Source organism: Kitasatospora sp. NPDC005751 (assembly GCF_040630835.1).
Lineage (GTDB): Bacteria > Actinomycetota > Actinomycetes > Streptomycetales > Streptomycetaceae > Kitasatospora.
In genome coordinates, this window is the sequence record NZ_JBEXYC010000006.1 from 141,299 (window position 1) to 163,141 (window position 21,843).

Here is a 21,843-nt window from a genome sequence, read left to right on the forward strand (position 1 = left end):
TTCCGCCGCCGGGCGCCCCGAGTTCCGCGGCATCCGCAGCGCTGATGCCGGCCCTGTCGGAGGTCCCCGGCGCCGAGGGCTTCACCGTCACCGCAATCGAAGTCGACCTGCTCGTCACCTTCGGCCAGCCCGCTCCGGCCCTCACGGATGCTCCCACCTGTCCGGCACCGCGGCGCAGCCGACCGGCCGATCATGTGGCTGCCAGGAGGACGGCCGTGTAATGCGCGCCGAAGGCGGCGATGGTGAGGGTGTGGAAGACCTCGTGGAAGCCGAACCAGAGCGGTGAGGGATCGGGGCGTTTGAGGCCGTAGACGATGCCGCCCGCGGTGTAGAGCAGGCCGCCTGCGATGACGAGGACGACGACCGCGGTCCCGCCGGTGCGCGCGAAGTCGGGCAGGTAGAAGACGGCCACCCAGCCCAGGGCGATGTAGCACGGGGTGTACAGCCACCGGGGAGCCCCCATCCACAGCGTGCGGAAGGCGATGCCGGCCAGGGCGCCCGCCCAGACCACGGTCAGCAGCACCACCTGCCGGCGCGCGGGCAGCAGCAGTACTGCCAGCGGGGTGTAGGTGCCGGCGATGATCAGGAAGATGTTCGCGTGGTCGAGCCGCCGCAGGACCGCCTCCCCACGTGGGCCCCATGTGCCCCGGTGGTAGACCGCGCTGGTACCGAACAGCAGCCAGGCCGACAGCGCGAACACCGAGCAGGCCGCCACGGCCGCAGCCGGACGCGAAAGGGCGATCAACACGATGCCGCCGACCAGTGCGAGGGGGAACACACCGGCGTGCAACCAACCACGCATCCGCGGCTTCAGCGCGGCTGCCGCGCCATCCGCGCCGCCCGCCGGGGCGCCGGCTGTCTGCCAGGCAGTCAGTCGGCCGGATGTGCCGGCCGGCGGATCAACCGCGGAGGTGCGGTGCGTGCCGGTCGTGGTGCCGGGGCGGGGCTGGAACTCCCCTCCGTGTCCCGGCAGCTGGGTGTTGTCGGCGATCATGCGCTCATTTTAGGAATGGCGGAAGGGCGTGGCCGCCGAAGCGCATCATCCTGGCAGCGGTCAGTTCCGGCACCGGCCAGACGTGGGAGTGTCTGATCAAGCCGCCGGGCAGCCGTGAGGGCAGGTCGACGGTGCATCGGAGCGGGGGCGAAAGGCGTGTTGCTGCCTGTGACTGATGATCCAGAAGCCGGCTGGGGCGACAACTGCAACCACAGGACGACGAAGACCCCGACCGCTCAGCGGTCGGGGCCTTTCGTTTGCCCTGGCGGGCGGAGGCGGAGGATACGAGATTCGAACTCGTGAGGGGTTGCCCCCAACACGCTTTCCAAGCGTGCGCCCTAGGCCTCTAGGCGAATCCTCCGTGGGAGAGCTTAGTACATGTTCGGGGGTGGTTGCGACCACGTATGTCGAGGGTGGTCCGGGGGTGTGGCCTGCGGATCGCGGAGCGGGGGTGGGGAGGGTGGGTGGTGGAGGACGGGGGCCGGGATCCGGTACTGTGGGTGTCAGCCCCTCGTGTGGCGTTATCTCTCTGAACCCCCCCAGGGCCGGAAGGCAGCAAGGGTAGGAGGGCTCTGGCGGGTGCGCGGGGGGTCTTTGCGTTCCCGGGGGCGGGCGGGGGCCGTTGAGGGGCGACGCGTTTGTCGGCTCGTCCCGATATCGTCGGTGGTGTGTCCCTAGCCCTGTACCGCCGCTATCGCCCCGAGACTTTCGCCGAGGTCATCGGGCAGGAGCACGTGACCGCTCCGCTCCAGCAGGCCCTGCGCAACAACAGGGTCAACCACGCCTACCTGTTCAGCGGCCCGCGCGGCTGCGGGAAGACGACGAGCGCCCGCATCCTGGCCCGCTGCCTGAACTGCGCGCAGGGGCCGACGCCGACGCCGTGCGGTGAGTGCCAGTCCTGCCGTGACCTGGCGACGGGCGGGCCCGGTTCGATCGACGTCATCGAGATCGACGCCGCCTCGCACGGTGGTGTGGACGATGCCCGTGAGCTGCGGGAGCGCGCGTTCTTCGCGCCGGTGCACAGCAGGTACAAGATCTTCATCCTGGACGAGGCGCACATGGTGACCTCGGCCGGCTTCAACGCGCTGCTGAAGGTGGTGGAGGAGCCGCCGGAGCACCTCAAGTTCATCTTCGCGACCACGGAGCCGGAGAAGGTGATCGGGACGATCCGCTCCCGGACGCACCACTACCCGTTCCGGCTGGTGCCGCCCGGCACGCTGCGCGACTATCTGGCGGAGGTCTGCGGCCGGGAGCAGATCCAGGTGGAGGAGTCCGTCTTCCCGCTGGTGGTCCGGGCCGGGGCCGGGTCGGTGCGTGACTCGATGTCGGTGATGGACCAGCTGCTCGCGGGTGCGACCGAGGGCGGTGTGACCTACCAGATGGCCACCGCGCTGCTCGGGTACACGGACTCCGCGCTGCTGGACGAGGTGGTGGACGCCTTCGCGGGGCAGGACGGCGCGACGGTGTTCCAGGTGATCGACCGGGTGGTCGAGGGCGGGCACGATCCGCGCCGGTTCGTGACGGACCTGCTGGAGCGGCTCCGGGACCTGGTGATCCTGGCCACGGTGCCGGACGCCGGGGAGAAGGGGCTGATCGACGCCCCGGCGGACCGGGTCGCGGTGATGCAGGCGCAGGCGGACGCGTTCGGCGCGGCCGAGCTCAGCCGGGCCGCGGACATCGTCAACACCGGACTGACCGAGATGCGCGGGAACGCGGCGCCCCGGCTGCAGCTGGAGCTGATCTGCGCCCGGGTGATGCTGCCGGGCGCGTACAGCGACGAGCTGTCGTTGCAGGCGCGGCTGGACAAGCTGGAGCGCCGGGCGGCCACCGGGGGCTTCGCGGCCCCGATGCAGGCTCCCGCCATGCAGGCTCCCGCCACGCAGCCCCCGATGCAGACCCCGATGCAGACCCCTGTGATGCACGCGCCTGCCCCGCAGGCTCCCGCCGTACAGGCCCCCCAGGCGGAGGCCGTCCCGGTGCAGGCGCCGGCAGCGCCCGCGGCCCCGGCGCAGGAGGCCGCCGCTCCGGCAGCGCCCGCGCCGGGTGCGTGGCCGATCCCGCGCAGCTTCTCCCCGGGCGGGGGTGCGCCCGCCCCGGTGGCGGCGCCGCCCGTGCAGCAGGCTCCCGCGCCCGTCCAGGCCGCCCCGGTGGCCGCGCCCGCCCCCGCTCCGGCCGCCGCGGCCGGCGGCGGGCAGCCGTCGGGCGCCGCCCAACAGGGGGCCGGGCAGGTCCGGCAGATGTGGCCGCAGATCCTGGAGGCGGTGAAGAACCGCCGCCGCTTCACCTGGATCCTGCTCAGCCAGAACGGCCAGGTGGCCGGGTTCGACGGCAGCGTGCTCCAGGTGTCCTTCATCAACGCGGGCGCGCGGGACAGCTTCGTCAGCAGCAACAGCGACGACGTACTGCGCCAGGCGCTGGCGGACGCGCTCGGTGTGGACTGGCGGATCGAGTGCATCATCGACCCGTCGGGCGGCTCCGGCGGGACCGGCGGCGCCGGGGGCGGGAATCCCGGCGGCAGCGGCTCCGGCAATCCGGGCAGCCCCGGTGGTTCCACCGGCGGCTGGGGCGCCCCACCGGCGCGTCCGGCGGCGCCCGCGCCTGCGGTTCAGGCCGCCGCCCCGGCGCCCGTACCGGCGCCCGCGCCGATGGCCACGCCCCCCGCGATGCCGCCCGCGCCGGTACCTCCGCCGGTGCAGGCCCCGTCGGCTCCGCCGGCCGGGCGCCCGGCGCAGTCGGTCGCGCTGGAGGACGACATCCCGGAGGAGGACGACCCGGAGCTCAAGGAGGAGACGTTCTCCGGCCAGGAGCTGATCATCCGCGAGCTGGGCGCGACGGTGCTGCAGGAGATCCGCCACGGCGGGAACTGACCGGCGGGTGGGCGGCGCGCCGGCAGGGGCGGCCGGCGAGTCCGCGGCCCGAGCGGGACCAGGCCGGTGACCGATCGGACGCCCGGCACCGGTAGCACGTAGGCTCGGTGCGACGACGCGACGACGCGGCGACGTCCGCGCGACGCCGGGCCGGCACGGCCGGCGGCGCGGTCGGCGCAGGCGTGCCAGGACGAAGCGAAGCACGACGGACGCAGAACGCAAGGAGTGAGCCGTGTTCCCCGGTGGTGGCCAGCCCAACATGCAGCAGCTGCTCAAGCAGGCGCAGAAGATGCAGCAGGACCTCGCCCAGGCGCAGCAGGAGCTGGCCGAGACGAAGGTGAACGGTTCGGCGGGCGGTGGCCTGGTCGAGGCCACCGTGACCGGTGCCGGTGAGCTGGTGGCCCTGGCCATCGCGCCGGCCGCCGTCGACCCGGAGGACACCGAGACCCTGGCCGACCTGATCCTCGCGGCCGTCCGGGACGCCAACCAGGCGGCGCAGAAGCTGCAGGCCGAGCGGATGGGCCCGCTGACCCAGGGCTTGGGCGGCGGCGGAATCCCCGGTCTGCCGTTCTGACCTGGTCGGATGGCCGAATCGGGGCGGAAAGACCGAAGTCATGAAGGTCTGAAGTTCGGATAACAGACCTGTGTGATTTATGCGGGAGTAGGGCGTCGGGCGGTGTGCCCGGCGCCCGATTCGTTGGATGATGGCACCGGGACATCGGGCAACCGGTGCACCACAGACCCCTGAGGGAAGGCGCGACGTGTACGAGGGCGTGGTTCAGGACCTGATCGACGAACTGGGCAGGCTGCCCGGCGTCGGGCCCAAGAGCGCGCAGCGGATCGCCTTCCACATCCTGCAGGCAGACCCCACCGACGTCCGCCGGCTGGCGCACTCGTTGCTGGAGGTCAAGGACAAGGTCCGGTTCTGCGCGACCTGCGGCAACGTCGCGGAGGCCGAGCAGTGCCGGGTCTGTCTCGACCCGCGCCGCGACCTCGCGGTGATCTGCGTGGTCGAGGAGCCCAAGGACGTCGTCGCGATCGAGCGCACCCGCGAGTTCCGCGGCCGGTACCACGTACTGGGCGGCGCGATCAGCCCGATCGAGGGCGTCGGCCCGGACGACCTGCGGATCCGCGAGCTGCTGGCGCGCCTCGCGGACGGCACGGTCACCGAGCTGATCCTGGCCACCGACCCCAACCTGGAGGGGGAGGCGACCGCCACCTATCTGGCCCGGCTCTGCAAGCCGATGGGCCTGAAGGTGACCCGGCTGGCGAGCGGTCTGCCCGTCGGCGGGGATCTGGAGTACGCGGACGAAGTGACCCTCGGCCGCGCCTTCGAAGGGAGACGACTGCTCGATGTCTGACCGGACGATCAACCAGCAGCCCCACACGCCCCACCAGGCAGGCCCGCAGCAGGACCGGCCCGCCCCGCACGTCCATGCGCACGGCTCGGAGCCGGACGACTTCGCGGTGCAGATCGCGGACTCGGTGGAGAGCTTCGTACTCGCCGTCACCGAGGTCGCCAAGGGCGACGAGCCCGGCAGCGCCGTCTCGCTGCTCCTCCTGGAGGTCTCGCAGCTGCTGCTGGCCGGCGGTCGGCTCGGCGCGATCGAGGACGTCGTCCCGGAGGACCGCTTCGAGCCCGACACCGGTCCGGAGCCGGACAGCGAGCAGCTGCGCGAGCGGCTGGCCGTGCTCCTCGCGCCGATCGACGTCTACCACGAGGTCTTTGACCCGTACGGGCCGCCGGAGAAGCCGAACGCCTTCCGGATCTCGGACGACCTGGCCGGCGTGGTCAGCGAGCTCCAGCACGGGCTCACCCACTACCGCGAGGGGCGGGTCAGCGAGGCGCTCTGGTGGTGGCAGTTCTCGTACCTCTCCAACTGGGGCACGACCTGCTCGGCGGTGCTGCGGGCGCTGCAGTCGCTGATCGCCCACGTCCGGCTGGACAGCCCGATCGGGGCGGTGCCGGACGGCGCGGACACCGACGACGACGGGCTCACCGACGAGCAGCTGGAGCAGCAGGCCGGCGACCTGATGGCGGCCGAGCTGGGCCTGGGCCGGTAGCAGACCGGGCAGCCGTACGACGGGCGGCACGAGCAGTGCGGGCAGCACAGGCGGCACGGTGACGGGCAGCGGCACGAGCAGTGCGGGCAGCACAGGCGGCACGGTGCCGGCAGCGCCGGAGGCGGGGAACGGGCGGGAACGGACTGTGACGGACGCCTCAGGGATTCCGGTGGAAGGGAAAACCCCGGGGCCGCCGTCCGTTCGTCCGCCGATTCTCCGGAGCCGCACCGGAAAGCCCGCAGACCTGCCGGTCGCCACCCCCGAACCGCCGCCCACCTGCTGAAACGGGCGTCTCATCATATGGAAAGCGGCAGTCGCGGCACCCCCGCTCGGTAGACTGGCGCGGACCGCACAACCCCCGCCACCCGGGGGTGCGGGGGCCCAGCGCCCCCGGAAACGACACAAGTCGAGGAGCGCACGTGGGCCTTGTCGTGCAGAAGTACGGCGGCTCATCCGTTGCGGATGCCGAGGGCATCAAGCGCGTGGCCCGTCGAATCGTTGACGCCAAGAAGGCCGGCCATGAGGTCGTCGTCGTGGTGTCCGCGATGGGCGACACGACGGACGAGCTCATCGAACTCGCGGAGCAGGTGTCACCCCTCCCTGCCGGCCGTGAGTTCGACATGCTGCTGACCGCTGGAGAGCGCATCTCCATGGCGCTGCTGGCCATGGCGATCAAATCCCTGGGTCACGAGGCCCAGTCCTTCACGGGCAGCCAGGCCGGTGTCATCACCGACTCCGTCCACAACAAGGCGCGCATCATCGACGTGACGCCGGGCCGCATCCGCACCGCCCTGGACGAGGGCAACATCGCGATCGTGGCCGGTTTCCAGGGCGTCTCGCAGACCGGCAAGGACATCACCACGCTCGGTCGCGGCGGCTCGGACACCACCGCCGTCGCCCTCGCCGCGGCCCTCCGGGCCGAGGTCTGCGAGATCTACACCGACGTGGACGGCGTGTTCACCGCCGACCCGCGGGTGGTGAAGAAGGCCCGCAAGATCGACTGGATCGCCTACGAGGACATGCTGGAGCTGGCCTCGTCCGGCTCCAAGGTGCTGCTCGACCGCTGCGTGGAGTACGCGCGGCGCTACAACATCCCGATTCACGTACGCTCGTCCTTCTCGGGTCTTCCCGGGACGATCGTCAGCAACGACAACCCGAACCAGCCCGAAGGGGGCGAGATGGAGCAGGCCATCATCTCCGGAGTCGCCCACGACACTTCCGAGGCCAAGGTCACGGTCGTCGGCGTGCCGGACAAGCCGGGCGAGGCGGCGCGCATCTTCCGCGCCATCGCCGACGCCGAGGTCAACATCGACATGGTGGTGCAGAACGTCTCGGCCGCCGCGACCGGGCTGACCGACATCTCCTTCACGCTGCCGAAGACCGAGGGCCAGAAGGCCATCGACGCGCTCGGCCGGGTCAAGGAGGGCATCGGCTACGAGTCGCTGCGCTACGACGACGCGATCGGCAAGATCTCCCTGGTCGGCGCCGGCATGCGCTCCAACCCGGGGGTCACCGCGACCTTCTTCGAGGCGCTCTCCGAGGCCGGCGTCAACATCGAGCTGATCTCCACCTCGGAGATCCGCATCTCGGTCGTCACCCGGGCCGACGACGTCAACGAGGCCGTGCGCGCCGTCCACAGCGCCTTCGGGCTGGACAGCGAGTCGGACGAGGCGGTCGTCTACGGAGGCACCGGGCGATGACCCGTCGGCCGAACCTCGCCGTCGTCGGCGCCACCGGCGCGGTCGGCGAGGTGCTGCTCGGCCTGCTCTCCCTCCGTCAGGACATCTGGGGCGAGGTGCGCCTCGTCGCCTCCCCGCGCTCGGCCGGCCGCAAGCTGACCGTGCGCGGGGAGTCCGTCGAGGTGCTCCCGCTCACCGAGGAGGCCTTCGAGGGGATCGACGTCGCGCTGTTCGACGTGCCCGACGAGGTCTCCGCCCGGTGGGCACCGATCGCCGCCGCCAAGGGCGTCGTGGTGGTCGACAACTCCGGCGCGTTCCGGATGGACGGGGACGTCCCGCTGGTCGTCCCCGAGGTCAACGCGGCGGCGGCCCGGATGCGGCCGCGCGGCATCGTGGCCGGTCCCAACTGCTCCACATTGGCGATGATCGCCGCGATCGGCGCGCTGCACGCCGAGTACGGGCTCAGCGAACTGGTGGTCGCCTCCTACCAGGCGGCCTCCGGTGAGGGCCGCTCCGGGGTGGACGCGCTGCGCGCCCAGGTCGCGCTGGTGGCGGGCACCGAGGTCGGCGAGCAGACCGGCGACCTGCGCGCCGTGATCGCCGACAACGGCCCGTTCGCCGCCCCGCTGGCGCTCAACGCGGTGCCCTGGGCGGGCGCGCTGATGGACGGCGGCTGGTCGTCCGAGGAGCTGAAGCTCCGCGACGAGTCGCGCAAGATCCTCGGCCTGCCGGCCCTGCGGGTCTCCGCGACCTGCGTCCGCATCCCGGTGGTGCGCACCCACGCGCTGGCCGTGCACGCGGTCTTCGAGCGCGAGGTCACCCAGGAGCACGCCCAGCAGATCCTCCGTGACGCCCCCGGCGTGGTGCTGTACGACGACCCGGCGGCCGGGGAGTTCCCCACCCCGAACGACGTGGTCGGCACCGATCCGGTCTGGGTCGGGCGGGTGCGGCGGGCGCTGGACGACCCGGCGGCGCTGGACCTGTTCCTCTGCGGTGACAACCTGCGCAAGGGCGCGGCGCTCAACGCCCTGCAGATCGCCGAGCTGGTGGCGGGCGAACTCCTCGTCTGACGCGCCGTGGGCCGGGGCGGGGCCGCGAGGCCCCGGACGGCCGGGGGCCGGGTGACGCCGGACGACGCGGGGGCCGGATGAACCGCCGGAACGGAACCGACCGTGAGACCGGTAGGGGCCGGGGACGGGAATGGATCGTGTCCCTCCGTAAGGCTCCAAGGGTCGGAGCGGGACCGGGTCGGGACCGGGGCGGGACCGGACGGGCTCCGAAACGGCGAGAACCGTGAGACGTCGTGAGATTCCGTGCGCCTTCTGCGGTCCTTCGGAGGTCACTTGCCCAATCCGCCGGAATCCCCTGGAGCGGGCCGCCGCCCGTACGCGAGAATGTTCGGTGGGCTGGGGCAACCATGACAGGGGATCGAGTGTCCAACGGGCGTGGCGAACGTGATGGTGGGGGCAGGGGCGGGCATCTCGGCAGCGGCCGTGGTGACGTTCTCGCCGCGTGCCCAGCGGCCTGCGGATAGGCCGGAAGACAGCCAGATGACGGCGGTCGCACCCGGCACGGCGGGCTCCGGCGCCGGTACCGGCGCGGGTACCAGCGAGGACCTGCTCACCGAGACGTACCAGGCCCACTACCGCTCCCTGTTGCGGCTGGCGGCGCTGCTCCTCGACGACCTCTCGACCTGCGAGGATGTGGTCCAGGAGGCGTTCATCCGGGTGCATTCGGCACGCCGCCGGGTGCGCGAGCCGGAGAAGACGCTCGCCTACCTGCGGCAGACCGTGGTCAACCTGTCCCGCTCCACGCTGCGACGGCGGATCCTCGGCCTGCGGCTGCTGCCGAAGCCGATGCCTGACATGGCCAGTGCAGAAGAAGGAGCCTACGATGCGCTGGAGCGCGACCAGTTGAAGGCCGCGCTGCGTGGTCTGCAACGTCGTCAGCGGGAGGTTCTGGTGCTCCGTTACTTCGTGGACATGACGGAGGCACAGGTCGCGGATACCTTGGGCATCTCGCTCGGCTCGGTGAAGGCCTACGGCTCGCGAGGGATCGCCGCGCTGCGGGTCCAGATGGAGGCCGGGCATGGCTGACGACCGGATCGGTACGGGCGGTGGCCCGGACGGGAACGGCCCGACGGCGCAGGGCCCGAGAGCGGACGGCCCTGACATGCGCGGGCCGAAGGCGCCCGGTCCGAAGACGCCCGGTCCGAAGACGCCCGGTCCGAAGACGCCCGGTCCTGACGCACCCGGTCCTGGCGCATTCGGTCCGGAGGCGCTGGGCCCCGACGCGCTCGCCCCGAAGCCCGACGGGCCGCCCACCGACGGGCCGCTCACCGACGGGCTCGACACCGACGAGCTGCTGGTCCGCGTGCTACTGCAGCGCGCCGTGGCCGAGGTGCAGCCCGACCCCGCCGGACTGCACCGGATCCGCCGCGCGGTACCCCGGCGGCGGGCCGCCCGGCGCGGCGCCTGGACCGCGGCCGCCGCACTGGCCGTCGCGGTGGCGATCGGCCTGCCGGCCCTGCACGACGACGACCACCTCGGACTCTCCGGCGGCCCCGGCACCCCCGGCGCGTCCGGCGCGACGCCCTCGGCCACCGTCGAGGGTACGGCCGGCACCGACGCCGCGGGCCCGAACGCGCTGCCGCACCCCGAGGCCAGTGGTTCACCGGGCGCCGGCAGCCCGTCCGGCTCGGTGAGCACACCGCCGCGCCCGGGAGCCAGCAGCGCCGACGCCGGGGCGGGCGCGTCCGCCCGGCCCAGCGCCTCCAGCACCGGCGGGGGCGACGACGCGCCCGTACCGCTCTGCCTCCGGGGCGACCTCGGGCAGGGGACGGCCAGGGTCGGCGCGGCCGACGGCGACGGGCGGATCTACGGGTACTTCACGGTGGTCAACACCTCCGCGCACACCTGCCGGCTCGGCGGGCCGGGCTCGGTCGCGGTGACCGGGGCCACCGGGACGGACCAGTCCCGGATCCGGGTGACCGACCACACGGCGGACGATCCGGCGACCGACCTGCCCGCCCCGCGACCGGGCGGCGGCGACGGCCCCGGGCTGCTCCTTGCACCGCAGGCCGCCTACCGGGTGGACTTCGGCTGGGTGCCGGACGGCGGCGGCTGCCGGACCGCGGGCGGCGTCTCGCCCAGTGCGACGGCCGGCCAGAGCGGTCCGGGCAGCTCCGGTTCGGGCGGCGCCCAGGCGTTGCGGTCCGGCGGACCGGGCGGCTCGGCCGCGGGCTCCGGCACGGGCGCCGTCGCCCCGGCGATCGGAGCCTCGGCGGCACCGACCGGGGCGCCCCCGGCATCCGCCACCCCGACGGCGGGCCCGACCACGGCGCCGAGCCCCTCGGCCACCCCGACCTCCGGCCCCACCGCGCCGCCGGCCGGCGTCACCCTCGCGCACACCCCGGCCCCCGGCAGCCCGAGTGCCGCCTCCGTCGTCCTGCCGGGGGCCTGCTCGGGCACGGTCTACCGCACGGCGCCGCAGGCCGTCGCGGCGCCCACCCCGACCGGGACCTCGGCACCGTCCACCTCGCCGTCCTCCGACTGACCCCGCCACCGGGTGCCGGCCCGCTCGTGTGGGCCCCGGCCGCGGTGCCCGGCCGCGGTGCCCGGCCGCGGTCCGGGCGGGCGTGGCGGGGGCCCCTGTGGTCGGGCGGGGTGTGAGGACTGGTTACCGTGGGGGGTGTGTACCGGTTCCTCCTCACTCCGCGCTGGCTGAGCGGCACCGCGCTGGCCGTCGCGGCCGTGGCGGTGTGCGTCTGGCTCGGCTCCTGGCAGCTCGGCCGGTTCGAGGACAAGGTCTCCTCGCACCAGGAGATCAGCAAGGCGGTGGACGACGCCGGCACGGCCGCGCCGCTCGGCGAACTGCTCGGCCCCGACCGGCCGCAGGTCACCACCGACACCGTCGGCCGGGCCGTGACGGTGTCCGGGACCTTCGACCAGGAACACCAGCTGCTCGTGCCCAACCGGGTGCTGGACGGCAAGCAGGGCTACTACGTGCTCACCCCGCTGCGCACCGACGACGGCCGGATCGTCGCGGTGGTTCGCGGCTGGGCGCCGGGCACGCCCGCCGAGGGCGCGGCCGCCACGGCGCTGCCGCCGGCCGGCGAGGTCACGGTGGCCGGCCGGTTGCAGGCCGGCGAGAGCAGCGGCAGCGGCGGCGCCGTGGCCGGCGGGCTCCCGGCCGGACAGCTCGGCACGATCAACAAGGCCTCGCTCGTCAACAAGCTCTCCTACGACGGCTGGTACGACGGCTGGGTGTCCTCGGACACCGTGCCGGCGGGGCTGACCCCGGTGCCGACCGTGCAGCCGCAGGGCGGCGACGGCCTCAGCCTGCGGGCGTTCCAGAACCTCGGGTACACCCTGGAGTGGTTCGTCTTCGGCGGCTTCGTCGTCTTCATGTGGTTCCGCCTGGTGCGACGCGAGGCGGAGGCAGAGCAGGACCGGGCCCTCGGGCTGGACCCGGTCCTGGAGTAGCCCCGGCCGGGGTGCGAGCGGCCGCCCGGGGCGGGTTCGGCGCTCCGGACGCCGGGCTCAGCCCTCCGGACCCAGCTCGCCGGACGTGGGGCTGAGCGCTCCGGACGCGGGGCTGAGTGCTCCGGAGGCCGGGCTCAGCGTGAGGGCTTCGCCGGCGGGACGGCCGGCTTGGACGGCAGAACGGGCGCCGTCGGCACGGCCGGCGTCGGGTGCGGAGTCGCCGCGGGCGGGGACCAGGGTGTGCCGGACGGGGTCGAGGACGGCGAGACCGTCGGGGGCGGGTTGCCGCACCGGCTGCCGCCGCTCCCGCTGCCGCTGTCGTCGTCCGAGTCGTAGTGGTCGGTGTGGTGGCGGGTGCTGCGCCCGCTCTTGGAGCTCTTCGACCCCTTGGACCCGGACGACTTCGACCCGGACGACTTGGACCCGGACGACTTGGACGAGGCGAGCACGACCGCCCCGTCACCGGCGTCGGCCCGCGTGACGTCCGTGACGTCCGTGACGTCCGTGACGGCCGCACCTGACGCACCTGACGCACCTGACGCACCCGACGCACCTGACACGCCCACCGCGACGTCGGCCGCGCGGAAGACCGCCCGGACGGCCGGGCCCCCCGCCGCCCCGGCCGCGGCCGTCGTCGCGGTGGCCGTCGCCGTGGCGGTCGCCGTCGGTCGGCTGGACGGCGGCAGCGGCGGCGGGCAGGCCGCGTCGCTGCCGTCCTGACCCGAGCAGCCGGTGAGCGCGAGCGCCCCGGCCACCCCCACCCCCATGAGCGTCAGCCGACGTCTCACCCCTTGCCCCCGTCGCTCGGCTCGCCCTGACCCGCCCCGGCGCTCCCCGCGCCCAGGTGCCGCCGGACGAAGTCGATCTCCAGCCGCAGCTGCTTGATCCGTTCCTCCACCACCAGCGAGCCGTGCCCGGCGTCGTACCGGTAGACCTCGTGCGGCCGGCCCAGCTGCTCCAGCCGCTCCACGTAGTTCTCGATCTGCCGGATCGGGCAGCGCGGGTCGTTCACCCCGGCGCTGATGTAGACCGGCACCCGGACCCGCTCGACGTAGGTCAGCGGCGAGGAGGCGGTCCAGCGCTCGGGCACCTCGGTCGGTGTGCCGCCGAAGAGCGTGCGGTCCAGGGACTTCAGCGCCTCCATCTCGTCGTCGTACGCCGTCAGGTAGTCGGCGACCGGGACGGCGGCGACGCCGAGGGTCCAGTTCTCCGGCTGCACGCCGAGGCCGAGCAGGGTGAGGTAGCCGCCCCACGAGCCGCCGGTGAGCACCAGCCGCTCCGGGTCGGCGAGCCCGCTCGCGACCGCCCAGGCGCGGACGGCGGCGATGTCCTCCAGCTCGATCAGGCCGACCCGCTCGTGCAGCGCGTCCGTCCAGGCCTGGCCGTAGCCGGTGGAGCCGCGGTAGTTGACCCGGACCACCGCGAAGCCGTGGTCCAGCCAGGCGGCCGGGCCGGCGGCGAATGAGTCGCTGTCGTGGTGGGTCGGTCCGCCGTGGACGTCGAAGACGGTCGGGAACGGGCCGTCGCCGACCGGGCGCTGGACCAGCGCGTGCACCCGGCCGCCCGGGCCGTCCACCCAGACGTCCTCGACCGGCACCGAGCCCGGCGGCACCGGGCCCGGCGCCCGCAGGACGACCGTGCCGGCGGTGGACCGGACGGCGGACGGCTCGGCGGCGGAGGACCACAGGAACTCCACCGTGCCGTCCGGGCGGGCGGTCGCGCCGCCGACGGTGCCGCGCGGGGTCTCCAGCCGGGTCAGTACCCCGGTGTCGAGGGCGTACGAGAACAGCTCGCTGCGCGCCTCGTACTCGTGCTCGACCAGCAGCGCGCGGGCGTCGGGGCGCCACTGGGCGGAGACGTCGCCGGGCAGCTCGCGGCCCTGCTCGTCGCGGAGCGCGAGCGCGGTCTCGGCCCCCGTGGCCACGTCCCAGATCATCGGCTCCCAGCGGCCGGTGCGCTGGTGGGCGACCAGCAGCCGGGTGTCGCCGTCGACCGGTGCGAAGCCGAGGCAGGCGATGCCGCGCGGCTCCGGGTGCCCGGTGACCTCGTCCAGCTCGGCGACGGTCGCGCCGTCGGCGAGCCGGACGACCCGCAGCGCCGAGTGCATCGCGTCGCCGTGCTCGGTGTGGTCGATGGCGAGCAGCGCGCTGTCGTAGCTGAGGTCGCCGATGCCGCCGTACTCCTCGTGGCGGTAGATCTCCACCGCCTCGGCCGCTCCCGGGCGGCGCAGGTGGAGGGTGGTGCCGTGCTCGTCGGTGGAGCGGCCGACCACGACCGTGCCGTCCCGGCCGAGGGCGAGGCCCGCGGAGTAGGAGGCGGCCAGGCCGGGCACGGCCTCCTCGTCGGGAGAGCCGGCGCCGTCCTCCGGGCGGCCGGCGAACGGCTGGCGGCGCCAGATCCCGAACTCGTCGCCGTCGTTGTCGTCGAACCACCAGATCCACGCGCCGTCGGGCGACAGCTCCGCGTCGGTGGTGCCGTTCGGCCGGTCGGTGACCTGCCGGTGGGTGTCGGTGGCGCGGTCCCAGGCGTACACCTCGTAGGTACCGGTCGCGTTGGACACGTACAGCGACCGGTCGGGGGCGTCCTCCGCCCAGTCCGGGAGGGAAACCCTGGCTGCCCTGAACCGCTGCTCCCACGCCGGTACGGCGCTCTTCTCCTCGCTCATCCACCCATCCAACCCGATCGGGGGGAGTGAACGGAACGGGCGGGTGGACCGGGACCGGTCCACCCGCCCTGCCGCGCTCCCCTCAGGGCGTCCGGCGAGGCAGCAGCTGCACCAGGCCGACCAGCAGCAACTCCAGCACCGCCAGCGCGGCGACGCTGCGCTCCAGGGCGGTGACCGGGTCGCCGGCGCCGTAGTGGACGATCCCGATCAGCGCGATCCCGAGCGCCCCGGCGACCTGCTGCACGGTGGCCAACAGCCCCGCGGCCGACCCGACCAGCCGGGGCTCGACCGAGGCCAGCACGACGCTGGTCACCGGGGCGATCACCAGCCCCATCCCGAGACCGTCCACGAACAGGCCCGGCGCCAGCCACCCGACGCCGCCGGTCGTCCCACCGGCGTGGACGGCGAGGCCGAGCAGGCCCAGCCCGCCGGCCATCAGCAGCCCGCCGAGCGCGATCGCCTGGCGGCCGAGGCGGGCGGCGACGCGGTGCGCCGTGGTGGAGGTGAGCAGGTAGCCGGCGCCGATCGCGGTGAAGACCAGGCCGGAGCCGAGGGCGTCCAGGCCGCGGCCCTGCTGCAGGTGCAGGGCGAGCACCAGGAAGAACGACGCCTGGCCGAGCCAGAAGGCGAGTTGGGCGAGCAGCCCGGCGGCGAAGGCCCGGCTCCGGAAGAGACCGGTGTCGACCAGCGGCGTCCCGGTGTGCCGGTGCTGGTGGACGGCGAAGCCGGCGAGCAGGGCGAGGGCGGCGCCCAGGCAGAGCCAGGTCCAGAGCGGCCAGCCGGCCTCGCGGCCCTGGATCAGCGGCAGCACCAGGCCGGTCAGCGCGACGGTGACGAGCAGGACGCCCACCGGGTCCAGCCCGGGGCGGTGCGGGGCGCGGGACTCCGGCAAGCAGCGGCGGACCAGGCCCAGCGCGACCAGGCCGACCGGCAGGTTGAGCAGGAAGCAGCTGCGCCAGTCCAGGCCGAAGAGGTCCGCGCGGATCAGCGCGCCGCCGATCAGCTGGCCGAACACCGCGCCCACGCCCATCGTCAGCCCGTACATCGCGAACGCCCGGGCCTGCGCCGCACCGCTGAACGCGGTGCGCAGGATGGCCAGCACCTGCGGGCCCATCAGCGCCGCCGCCAGCCCCTGCGCGATCCGGGCGCCGACCAGGGCGGCGGCGGTCGGGGCCAGGCCGCAGCCGGCCGAGGCGAGCGTGAACAGGGCCAGGCCGAGGGCGAACACCCGGCGCCGCCCGTAGCGGTCGCCCAGCCGGCCGGCGGTGATCAGCCCGGCGGCCAGCGCCAGGGCGAAACCGGCGATCACCCACTGGACGGCGGCCGGGCCGGCGCCCAGGTCGGCCTGGACGGAAGGGACGGCGACGTTCACCACGAAGACGTCGAGGGCGGTCATGAAGGTGGCGGTCAGGACGACCGGCAGCAGGCCCCGGGTGGCGGGCGCCGCGGCCCCGGCCGCAGCCCCGGCCGTGACCGGGCTCGTGGGCAGGGCGGTGCGGGTGGGCGGGGCGATGCTCGTACGCAGGGCGGTGCGGGTGGGCGGGGCGGTGCTCATCGCGGGCTCTCCTCGGCGGAGTCGGGAGCGGTTTCGGGAGCGGGGCGGGGGTCTGGCGCGGGTGCGCACGGCGTCGGCCGGGCGAGGGTCGGCCGGGCGCGGGGGCGGGTGCGTCGCCCGCCCCCGTTGCCTCCTCCGGCGGCTCAGGCGCCCGGGACGCGGTCCAGGAAGCCGTACACCGAGGCGATCCGGCCGTCCGGACCGGCGACCAGCACGTCGAACCCGACCACCAGCGCCTCCCCGCCCGCCGGTCCGAGGTTCCAGGTGAACCGGGCGATGTCGTGGTGCGCGTCGACCGGACCGAGGGTGAACTCCAGGCCGGGGAACTGCGCCTGGGCCGCGCCGATCAGGGCGTCGACGCCGTCCCGGCCGGTGACGGCGGCCAGCGGGTCGGTGTAGCTGCCGTCCTCGGCCCACGCCTCGTCGACCAGCTTGCGGCGGGCGGCCGGGTCGGTCTGGTTCCAGGCGGCGAGGTAGCGCTCGGCGAGCCGGTGGAGGTCGGTCACCTGAATGTCGTCCATCGTCTTCTCCCGTGTCCTGCTGGGTGGTTCGGCGGGTCGTTCCCGCTGCTCATGAAGGTACGGACGACGCCCGGTCGGCGAATCCGTCACGGATAGGTAGGGGAGCGGGCGCACCGCCGGGGCCGTAGGTAGGCCACGCCAGTAGGGTCGGAGGATGGGGATGCTCTACGGGCGGGAACAGGAGCAGGCGGTCGTCGACGCGCTGCTCGACGGCGCGAAGGCGGGCCGCAGCGGGGTGCTGGTGCTGCGCGGCGAGCCGGGGATCGGCAAGACCGCGCTGCTGGAGTACGCGGTGGCGGCGGGCGGCGGCGCGTTCCGGGTGATCCGGGCGACCGGCGTCGAGTACGAGGCCGAACTCCCGTTCGCCGGGCTCAGTCTGCTGCTCGCCTCCGGGCTGGACCGGCTCGCCGCCCTGCCTGGCCCGCAACGGCGTTCCCTGGAGGGCGCGTTCGGACTGCGGGACGCCGCCGCACCGGCGCAGCAGGGCGGCGACCGGCTGCTCACCGGTCTCGCGACGCTCGGCCTGCTCGCCGAACTCGCCTCCGACCAGCCCCTGTTGTGTGTCGTCGACGATGTGCAGTGGCTGGACCGGGCCTCGCTGGACGCCCTGCTGCTCGCCGCCCGCAGGCTCCAGGCGGAGGGCGTCGCCCTCCTGCTCGCCACCCGGGACGCAGGCGCCTCCGGCACCTCCGGCGACGGTCTGCCGCCGACCGGCCTGCCCGAACTCCGGCTGGCCGGGCTCGCCGAACCCGCCGCCGCCCTGCTGCTCGACTCCCGCACCGCGTCGGCGCTGACCGGCGACGTCCGCCGCAGGATGCTCGCCGAGTCCGCGGGCAACCCGCTGGCGCTCACCGAACTGCCCGTCCCGGTCGAGGGATCCGCCCCCGACCGGGTGGGGGCGGCCTCCGGCGGGCTGGCGCTCACCAGCCGTCTGCAGATCGCCTTCCACGGCCAGGTCACCGGTCTGCCGCCGGCCACCCAGACCCTGCTGCTGGTCGCCGCCGCCGAGGAGAACGGTGACCTCGACGTCGTGCTGGCGGCCGCGGCCGCCCTCGGCGTGAGCGCCGACCACCTCGCCCCCGCCGAGGAGGCGGGCCTGGTCGCCCTGGGCGCCGACCGCCGCCTCGCGTTCCGGCACCCGCTGCTGCGCGCCGCGATCCTGCAACGCGCCCCGGTACAACAGCGTCTGACGGTCCATCGGGCCATCGGCGGAGCCCTGGAGAACGGCGACCGCCGGACCTGGCACCTGGCCCTCGCCGCCACCGCGCCCGACGCCGACCTCGCCGACGCCCTGGAGCGCACCGCCGTCAGCGCGGAGACCAGGGGCGCGCACGGCGGCGCCGCCGCCGCGTACGAGCGCGCCGCCCGGCTCACCCCCGACCGCGACGAGGCCACCCGGCGCCTGGTGCTGGCGGCCGAGGCCGCCACCGAGGAGGGCAAGCTGGCACAGGCCGAGGCGCTCGCCGAGCAGGCCGGAGCCCGGACGGACAGCGTCTTCGCGCACGCCCTGCTGGACCAGGTCCGGGCCACCGCGCACTTCTGGCGCGGCTCCTACCCGGCGGCCTACCGGCTGCTGCTGGACGCGGCCGGTACGGACATCGAGGCGCCGCACGCCGCCCGGATGCTGCTCCAGGCCTTCCACGCGGCCTGGTACGCCGGCGAGGAGCCGGTGGTCGCCGTGCTCGACCGGCTCGCCGCGCTCCCGCTGGCCGAGGGGGATCCGCTCACCCCGCTCGCCCGCCACCTGTCGGCGGCCGTCCTGCCCGCGCTGGGCCGCCCGGCCCCGCCGCTGCCGGCCGCCCGCGACACCGCGGCGGCGGCCCGTCGGGCGGGCGCCGAGACGCCGAGCGACCTGGTCCAGCTCTGCGGGGTGACGCTGGTCCTCGGCCGGGACGCCGAAACGGTGGAACTCGGCGCCGAACTCGTCGCCGAGGCCCGGGCCAAGGGCACCGTCGGGGTGCTGCCCACGCTGCAGTTCTTCCTCGCCGAGGCGGAGCTGTTCCACGGGCGGCACCGCGACGCCGAGGTCACCGCCACCGAGGCCCTGGCCCTGGCCCGGGACACCGGCCAGCACCAGTGGGTCAGCCAACTCAGCGCCCTGCTCGGCTTCCTGGCCGCGCTGCGCGGCGCGGAGCAGGAGTGCGCCGCGCTCACCGCGACCGCGCGGACGGCGACGGCGCTCACCCATACCGACACCGGGACGGGGCCCGGCGGCGGCGAACCCGCGCCCGCGCCCGGGGAGCCCTGGGCCCAGTGGGCGCTCGCCCTGCTCGACCTCGGCCGGGGCCGCGCCGCCGACGCCGCCGAGCGCCTCCAGGCGCTCACCACCGGCCCCTACCGCCACCACGTGGGCGCCACCCGGGCCGTCCCCGACCTGGTCGAGGCCGCCGTCCGGCTGGGCGCCCCGGAGCGGGCCGCCGAACCGTACGAGCGCTTCGCCCGCTGGGCCGGCGCCACCGCCGTGCCGTGGGCCGAGGCGCTGCGGCTGCGCTGCCAGGCACTGCTCGGGCCGGACGAACTCGCCGAGTCCGCCTACCGCGCGGCCCTCGACCTCCACGACGGCACCCACCGCCCCTTCGAGCAGGCCCGCACCGCGCTGCTCTACGGCGAGTGGCTGCGCCGCGAACGCCGACGCACGGACGCCCGCCCGCACCTGCGCGCCGCCCTGGAGACCTTCGAACTGCTCGCCGCCCACCCGTGGGCCGACCGCGCCCGTACCGAACTCACCGCCACCGGAGCCGGCGCCCCGGCCCCGGCCGACGCCCCGGTGGGGCCCCTGGCCACCCTCACCCCGCAGGAACTGCAGATCGTCCGGCTGGCGGCGCGGGGGCTCACCAACCGCGACATCGCGGCCCAGCTCTTCCTCAGCCCGCGCACGGTCGGCCACCACCTCTACAAGGCCTACCCCAAGCTCGGCGTCACCGCCCGCACCGACCTCCCGGACCTCCTCTGACGCTGCCCCCACGGACCGGCGACGGCCGACGTGCCGGCAACTCGTCGGCGCCGCCGTTCCCGGCTCGGCAGCGCGGAGCAGGTGGGGATCTTCCGCCCCGGCAGCCGGGCCTTCGCGCTGAGCAACGCGTACGCGGGGCAGCCGGATTCGGTGTTCCGGAACCTCGGCTGACGGATCGGCGCAGGCGCGAACGGTGGGCCGGGCGACCGGGACGGAGAGCGGTGCCCGTCCCGGCCACCCGGCTCGCTCCGCTGTCCGGCCGCTAACTCCCCACGGGTCCGACGGCCCGTCAAATCACTTGCACTGCAGCTGAGTCGGTGACTCGCTCCGCACGCGACCGGGTGTTCCCTTCGGCGTTACAATCACCGTCGGTGGGCGATGCGCGGCCGCGCGTTCGGAGGGTCACATGCGGATCGGTGAACTGTCGGCGCAGACCGGGGTCAGCGTCCGCCTGCTGCGGTACTACGAGGAGCAGGGGCTGCTGGAGACCCGCCGGCGCGACGGCGGCCACCGCCGGTACGGCGCCGACGCGCCGGTGGTCGTGCGCCGGATCCGGGCCCTGCTGGGCGCGGGGCTCTCGACCAGTGCCATCCGCGATGTGCTGCCCTGCGTGAGCGGTGAGAACACGGTGGACTCGTGCGTGCTGGAGGTGCTCGAAGACCGGCTGGCGGCGCTCGACCGGCAGTTGCTGGTCCTCGGGGCGAGCCGGGCCGCCCTGGCGGGCATGGTCGCGGCGGCCCGGGAGGCGGAGGCCGCGGCGCTGGTGGCGTAGGGCGCCGGCGCTCCCGGGGCCGGCCCGCTGCCGCGCGGGCGGCCGGCCCCGGGCGGGCGGCGGTCGGGCGGGGGTCAGGCGGAGGTGCGGAACACCTCGCGAGCCGGCGTCCCGGTCAGGTCCGGCCGGTCGTGGCCGAGCGCGTACGCGGCCGAGACCATCGTCATGTGGTGGTGCCAGCCGAGGTAGGAACGGCCCGAGAAGTCCAGCAGGCCGAAGTCGGCGCCCAGCCGGTCCACGGCGTCCCGGGTGGTCGCCGCGGTGCCGAGCAGGGCGAGCACGGCAGGAGCGTCCTCGCTGAGGTTGGTCAGCCAGTACCGCCGGTCCCTGCCGCCGCGGGCGTCCTGCACCCAGAGCCGGTGGACGGGCGCGCCCTGGACGCCGGGCGTCAGGACCGGGACGCAGCGCAGCGTCGGCTGCGGGGTGCCGGGCGTGCGCGGCCGCTGGCGCGGGAGGAGCGACTCGACCGGCACGGCGTCCTGCTGGATCCGGCCGAACCGCCCGGTGGTGGCCTGCAGGACGGGGCGGACGGCCTGGTGCGGCCGGGCCTCCAGCAGGTACGGGACGCCCCGGCGGGCGAGCGCCGACATCAGCGGCGGCAGGTCGTCGACCACCGTGAGGTCCGCGACCAGCGGGGCGACGGGGAGGTGGGCGGCCAGCCGGTCGACCATGTCGAGCACCGTCCGGTCGGCCGGGCGCGGGGTGACGGAGTCCGGGATCCGGGCGCGGACCCGGCGGTCCCGGTCCTCCGTCCAGTCGGCGTCGAGCAGCAGCGACCAGTCGACCGGTACGGCGTGCCGGTCGGTGGCGATGAACATCCCGGCCGCGGCCTGGCACTTGATGGTGCGGCCGAACTCCGGGACGAAGCGGCGGTGGACGCCGACCGCCTGGTCGCCCCGCTTGGGGATGACCGCCAGGGTGGCCGTCCAGGCCCGTACCGGGCGCGGGCCGGTGGTGGTGAGGCGGGCCAGGGTGCGGCGGGCCGGCCGCCAGTCCCACGGACTGCCGTTGATGAACTGCTGCAGCGAGAGCGCGGCGGTCCGACTCGTGGTCAGGCTGGTGGCCATGTTCGACAACGACTTGCGGCCCGGTGCGGCGAGCAGGCCGCGTAGATAGGCGTGGGCCCAGCGGCGTTGGTCTATCCGGGGCAGGTGGGCGAAGACCTGCTCGGCGAACCGGGAGACCGATGCTTCGCCGGCCGGCGGCAGGTGTTGCGCGTCCATGTGAGCTCCCCGGGATCGTGAGGTGCCGTGAGTGCCGTCCCAGGAAGAATAGCGAACGATCGCTTT

At 74.7% G+C, this 21,843-nt stretch carries 17 protein-coding genes, 1 tRNA gene and 1 other RNA gene; 12 read left to right on the forward strand and 7 right to left on the reverse strand.

Going from position 1 to position 21,843, the window contains the following annotated elements; translation table 11 throughout:
- Window positions 1-190 precede the first annotated feature (190 nt).
- The gene (locus ABZ497_RS09140) at window positions 191-994 is read right to left on the reverse strand and encodes a hemolysin III family protein (RefSeq protein ID WP_359804104.1); all 804 of its coding nucleotides are present in this window, start codon (window positions 992-994) and stop codon (window positions 191-193) included.
- Window positions 995-1,270: 276 nt separating this feature from the next.
- Window positions 1,271-1,355, reverse strand: a tRNA-Ser gene (locus ABZ497_RS09145).
- 144 nt (window positions 1,356-1,499) lie between these two features.
- On the opposite strand from ABZ497_RS09145, the gene ffs reads away from it, so the two are divergent.
- The 10 genes from ffs to ABZ497_RS09195 all read left to right on the forward strand — a co-directional run bounded on the left by ffs (window position 1,500) and on the right by ABZ497_RS09195 (window position 12,088).
- Window positions 1,500-1,590, forward strand: an RNA gene (ffs, locus tag ABZ497_RS09150) — signal recognition particle sRNA small type.
- Between the two features lie 72 nt (window positions 1,591-1,662).
- Window positions 1,663-3,861, forward strand: coding sequence for a DNA polymerase III subunit gamma and tau (locus tag ABZ497_RS09155; RefSeq protein ID WP_359804105.1), 2,199 nt, complete (start codon window positions 1,663-1,665; stop codon window positions 3,859-3,861).
- Between the two features lie 232 nt (window positions 3,862-4,093).
- Window positions 4,094-4,435 (forward strand): YbaB/EbfC family nucleoid-associated protein, encoded by a 342-nt coding sequence (locus ABZ497_RS09160; RefSeq protein ID WP_329488611.1) that lies wholly within the window; start codon window positions 4,094-4,096, stop codon window positions 4,433-4,435.
- A 187-nt stretch (window positions 4,436-4,622) separates the two neighbouring features.
- Window positions 4,623-5,222 (forward strand): recombination mediator RecR, encoded by a 600-nt coding sequence (gene recR, locus ABZ497_RS09165; RefSeq protein ID WP_329488609.1) that lies wholly within the window; start codon window positions 4,623-4,625, stop codon window positions 5,220-5,222.
- Window positions 5,215-5,925: a DUF5063 domain-containing protein gene (locus tag ABZ497_RS09170; protein WP_329488607.1), complete on the forward strand. Its 711-nt coding sequence runs from the start codon at window positions 5,215-5,217 to the stop codon at window positions 5,923-5,925. The genes recR and ABZ497_RS09170 overlap by 8 nt, the downstream gene beginning before the upstream one ends.
- 419 nt (window positions 5,926-6,344) lie before the next feature.
- Window positions 6,345-7,625 (forward strand): aspartate kinase, encoded by a 1,281-nt coding sequence (locus ABZ497_RS09175; protein WP_329488605.1) that lies wholly within the window; start codon window positions 6,345-6,347, stop codon window positions 7,623-7,625.
- A complete protein-coding gene (locus ABZ497_RS09180) occupies window positions 7,622-8,674 on the forward strand; it encodes an aspartate-semialdehyde dehydrogenase (protein WP_329488603.1) in 1,053 nt (350 codons plus the stop codon). Before ABZ497_RS09175 ends, ABZ497_RS09180 begins: the two co-directional genes overlap by 4 nt.
- A 480-nt stretch (window positions 8,675-9,154) precedes the next feature.
- Window positions 9,155-9,700 carry a SigE family RNA polymerase sigma factor gene (locus tag ABZ497_RS09185; RefSeq protein ID WP_329492163.1) on the forward strand — a complete coding sequence of 182 codons (546 nt, stop codon included), beginning with the start codon at window positions 9,155-9,157 and terminating at the stop codon, window positions 9,698-9,700.
- A complete protein-coding gene (locus tag ABZ497_RS09190; RefSeq protein WP_359804106.1) occupies window positions 9,693-11,159 on the forward strand; it encodes a hypothetical protein in 1,467 nt (488 codons plus the stop codon). Before ABZ497_RS09185 ends, ABZ497_RS09190 begins: the two co-directional genes overlap by 8 nt.
- Before the next feature lie 137 nt (window positions 11,160-11,296).
- Window positions 11,297-12,088 (forward strand): SURF1 family protein, encoded by a 792-nt coding sequence (locus tag ABZ497_RS09195; RefSeq protein WP_359804107.1) that lies wholly within the window; start codon window positions 11,297-11,299, stop codon window positions 12,086-12,088.
- Between the two features lie 134 nt (window positions 12,089-12,222).
- Here the strand turns inward: ABZ497_RS09195 and ABZ497_RS09200 are convergent, their stop codons facing one another.
- The 4 genes from ABZ497_RS09200 to ABZ497_RS09215 all read right to left on the reverse strand — a co-directional run bounded on the left by ABZ497_RS09200 (window position 12,223) and on the right by ABZ497_RS09215 (window position 16,829).
- Window positions 12,223-12,855, reverse strand: a complete 633-nt coding sequence (locus ABZ497_RS09200; RefSeq protein WP_359804108.1) for a hypothetical protein — start codon at window positions 12,853-12,855, stop codon at window positions 12,223-12,225.
- A gap of 17 nt (window positions 12,856-12,872) precedes the next feature.
- Window positions 12,873-14,753 (reverse strand): prolyl oligopeptidase family serine peptidase, encoded by a 1,881-nt coding sequence (locus tag ABZ497_RS09205; RefSeq protein WP_359804109.1) that lies wholly within the window; start codon window positions 14,751-14,753, stop codon window positions 12,873-12,875.
- An 82-nt stretch (window positions 14,754-14,835) separates the two neighbouring features.
- On the reverse strand, window positions 14,836-16,308 hold the full coding sequence (locus tag ABZ497_RS09210; protein ID WP_359804110.1) for an MFS transporter: 1,473 nt from the start codon (window positions 16,306-16,308) through the stop codon (window positions 14,836-14,838).
- Window positions 16,309-16,451: 143 nt separating this feature from the next.
- Complete coding sequence (locus tag ABZ497_RS09215) at window positions 16,452-16,829, reverse strand: nuclear transport factor 2 family protein (RefSeq protein WP_359804111.1); 378 nt, start codon at window positions 16,827-16,829, stop codon at window positions 16,452-16,454.
- 154 nt (window positions 16,830-16,983) lie between these two features.
- On the opposite strand from ABZ497_RS09215, the gene ABZ497_RS09220 reads away from it, so the two are divergent.
- Window positions 16,984-19,782 (forward strand): AAA family ATPase, encoded by a 2,799-nt coding sequence (locus ABZ497_RS09220; protein ID WP_359804112.1) that lies wholly within the window; start codon window positions 16,984-16,986, stop codon window positions 19,780-19,782.
- Between the two features lie 406 nt (window positions 19,783-20,188).
- Window positions 20,189-20,554, forward strand: a complete 366-nt coding sequence (locus ABZ497_RS09225) for a MerR family transcriptional regulator (RefSeq protein ID WP_359804113.1) — start codon at window positions 20,189-20,191, stop codon at window positions 20,552-20,554.
- A gap of 74 nt (window positions 20,555-20,628) precedes the next feature.
- Here the strand turns inward: ABZ497_RS09225 and ABZ497_RS09230 are convergent, their stop codons facing one another.
- Window positions 20,629-21,777 carry a transposase gene (locus ABZ497_RS09230; protein WP_352290566.1) on the reverse strand — a complete coding sequence of 383 codons (1,149 nt, stop codon included), beginning with the start codon at window positions 21,775-21,777 and terminating at the stop codon, window positions 20,629-20,631.
- Window positions 21,778-21,843: the final 66 nt, after the last annotated feature.

Bases quoted from the DNA above. Each gene is read 5' to 3' on its own strand.
- ABZ497_RS09140 (WP_359804104.1), bottom strand. From the start codon at position 994: ATGATCGCCGACAACACCCAGCTGCCGGGACACGGAGGGGAGTTCCAG.
- ABZ497_RS09170 (WP_329488607.1), top strand. From the start codon at position 5,215: ATGTCTGACCGGACGATCAACCAGCAGCCCCACACGCCCCACCAGGCA.
- ABZ497_RS09180 (WP_329488603.1), top strand. From the start codon at position 7,622: ATGACCCGTCGGCCGAACCTCGCCGTCGTCGGCGCCACCGGCGCGGTC.
- ABZ497_RS09185 (WP_329492163.1), top strand. From the start codon at position 9,155: ATGACGGCGGTCGCACCCGGCACGGCGGGCTCCGGCGCCGGTACCGGC.
- ABZ497_RS09190 (WP_359804106.1), top strand. From the start codon at position 9,693: ATGGCTGACGACCGGATCGGTACGGGCGGTGGCCCGGACGGGAACGGC.
- ABZ497_RS09200 (WP_359804108.1), bottom strand. From the start codon at position 12,855: ATGGGGGTGGGGGTGGCCGGGGCGCTCGCGCTCACCGGCTGCTCGGGT.
- ABZ497_RS09205 (WP_359804109.1), bottom strand. From the start codon at position 14,753: ATGAGCGAGGAGAAGAGCGCCGTACCGGCGTGGGAGCAGCGGTTCAGG.
- ABZ497_RS09210 (WP_359804110.1), bottom strand. From the start codon at position 16,308: ATGAGCACCGCCCCGCCCACCCGCACCGCCCTGCGTACGAGCATCGCC.
- ABZ497_RS09215 (WP_359804111.1), bottom strand. From the start codon at position 16,829: ATGGACGACATTCAGGTGACCGACCTCCACCGGCTCGCCGAGCGCTAC.
- ABZ497_RS09220 (WP_359804112.1), top strand. From the start codon at position 16,984: ATGGGGATGCTCTACGGGCGGGAACAGGAGCAGGCGGTCGTCGACGCG.
- ABZ497_RS09225 (WP_359804113.1), top strand. From the start codon at position 20,189: ATGCGGATCGGTGAACTGTCGGCGCAGACCGGGGTCAGCGTCCGCCTG.
- ABZ497_RS09230 (WP_352290566.1), bottom strand. From the start codon at position 21,777: ATGGACGCGCAACACCTGCCGCCGGCCGGCGAAGCATCGGTCTCCCGG.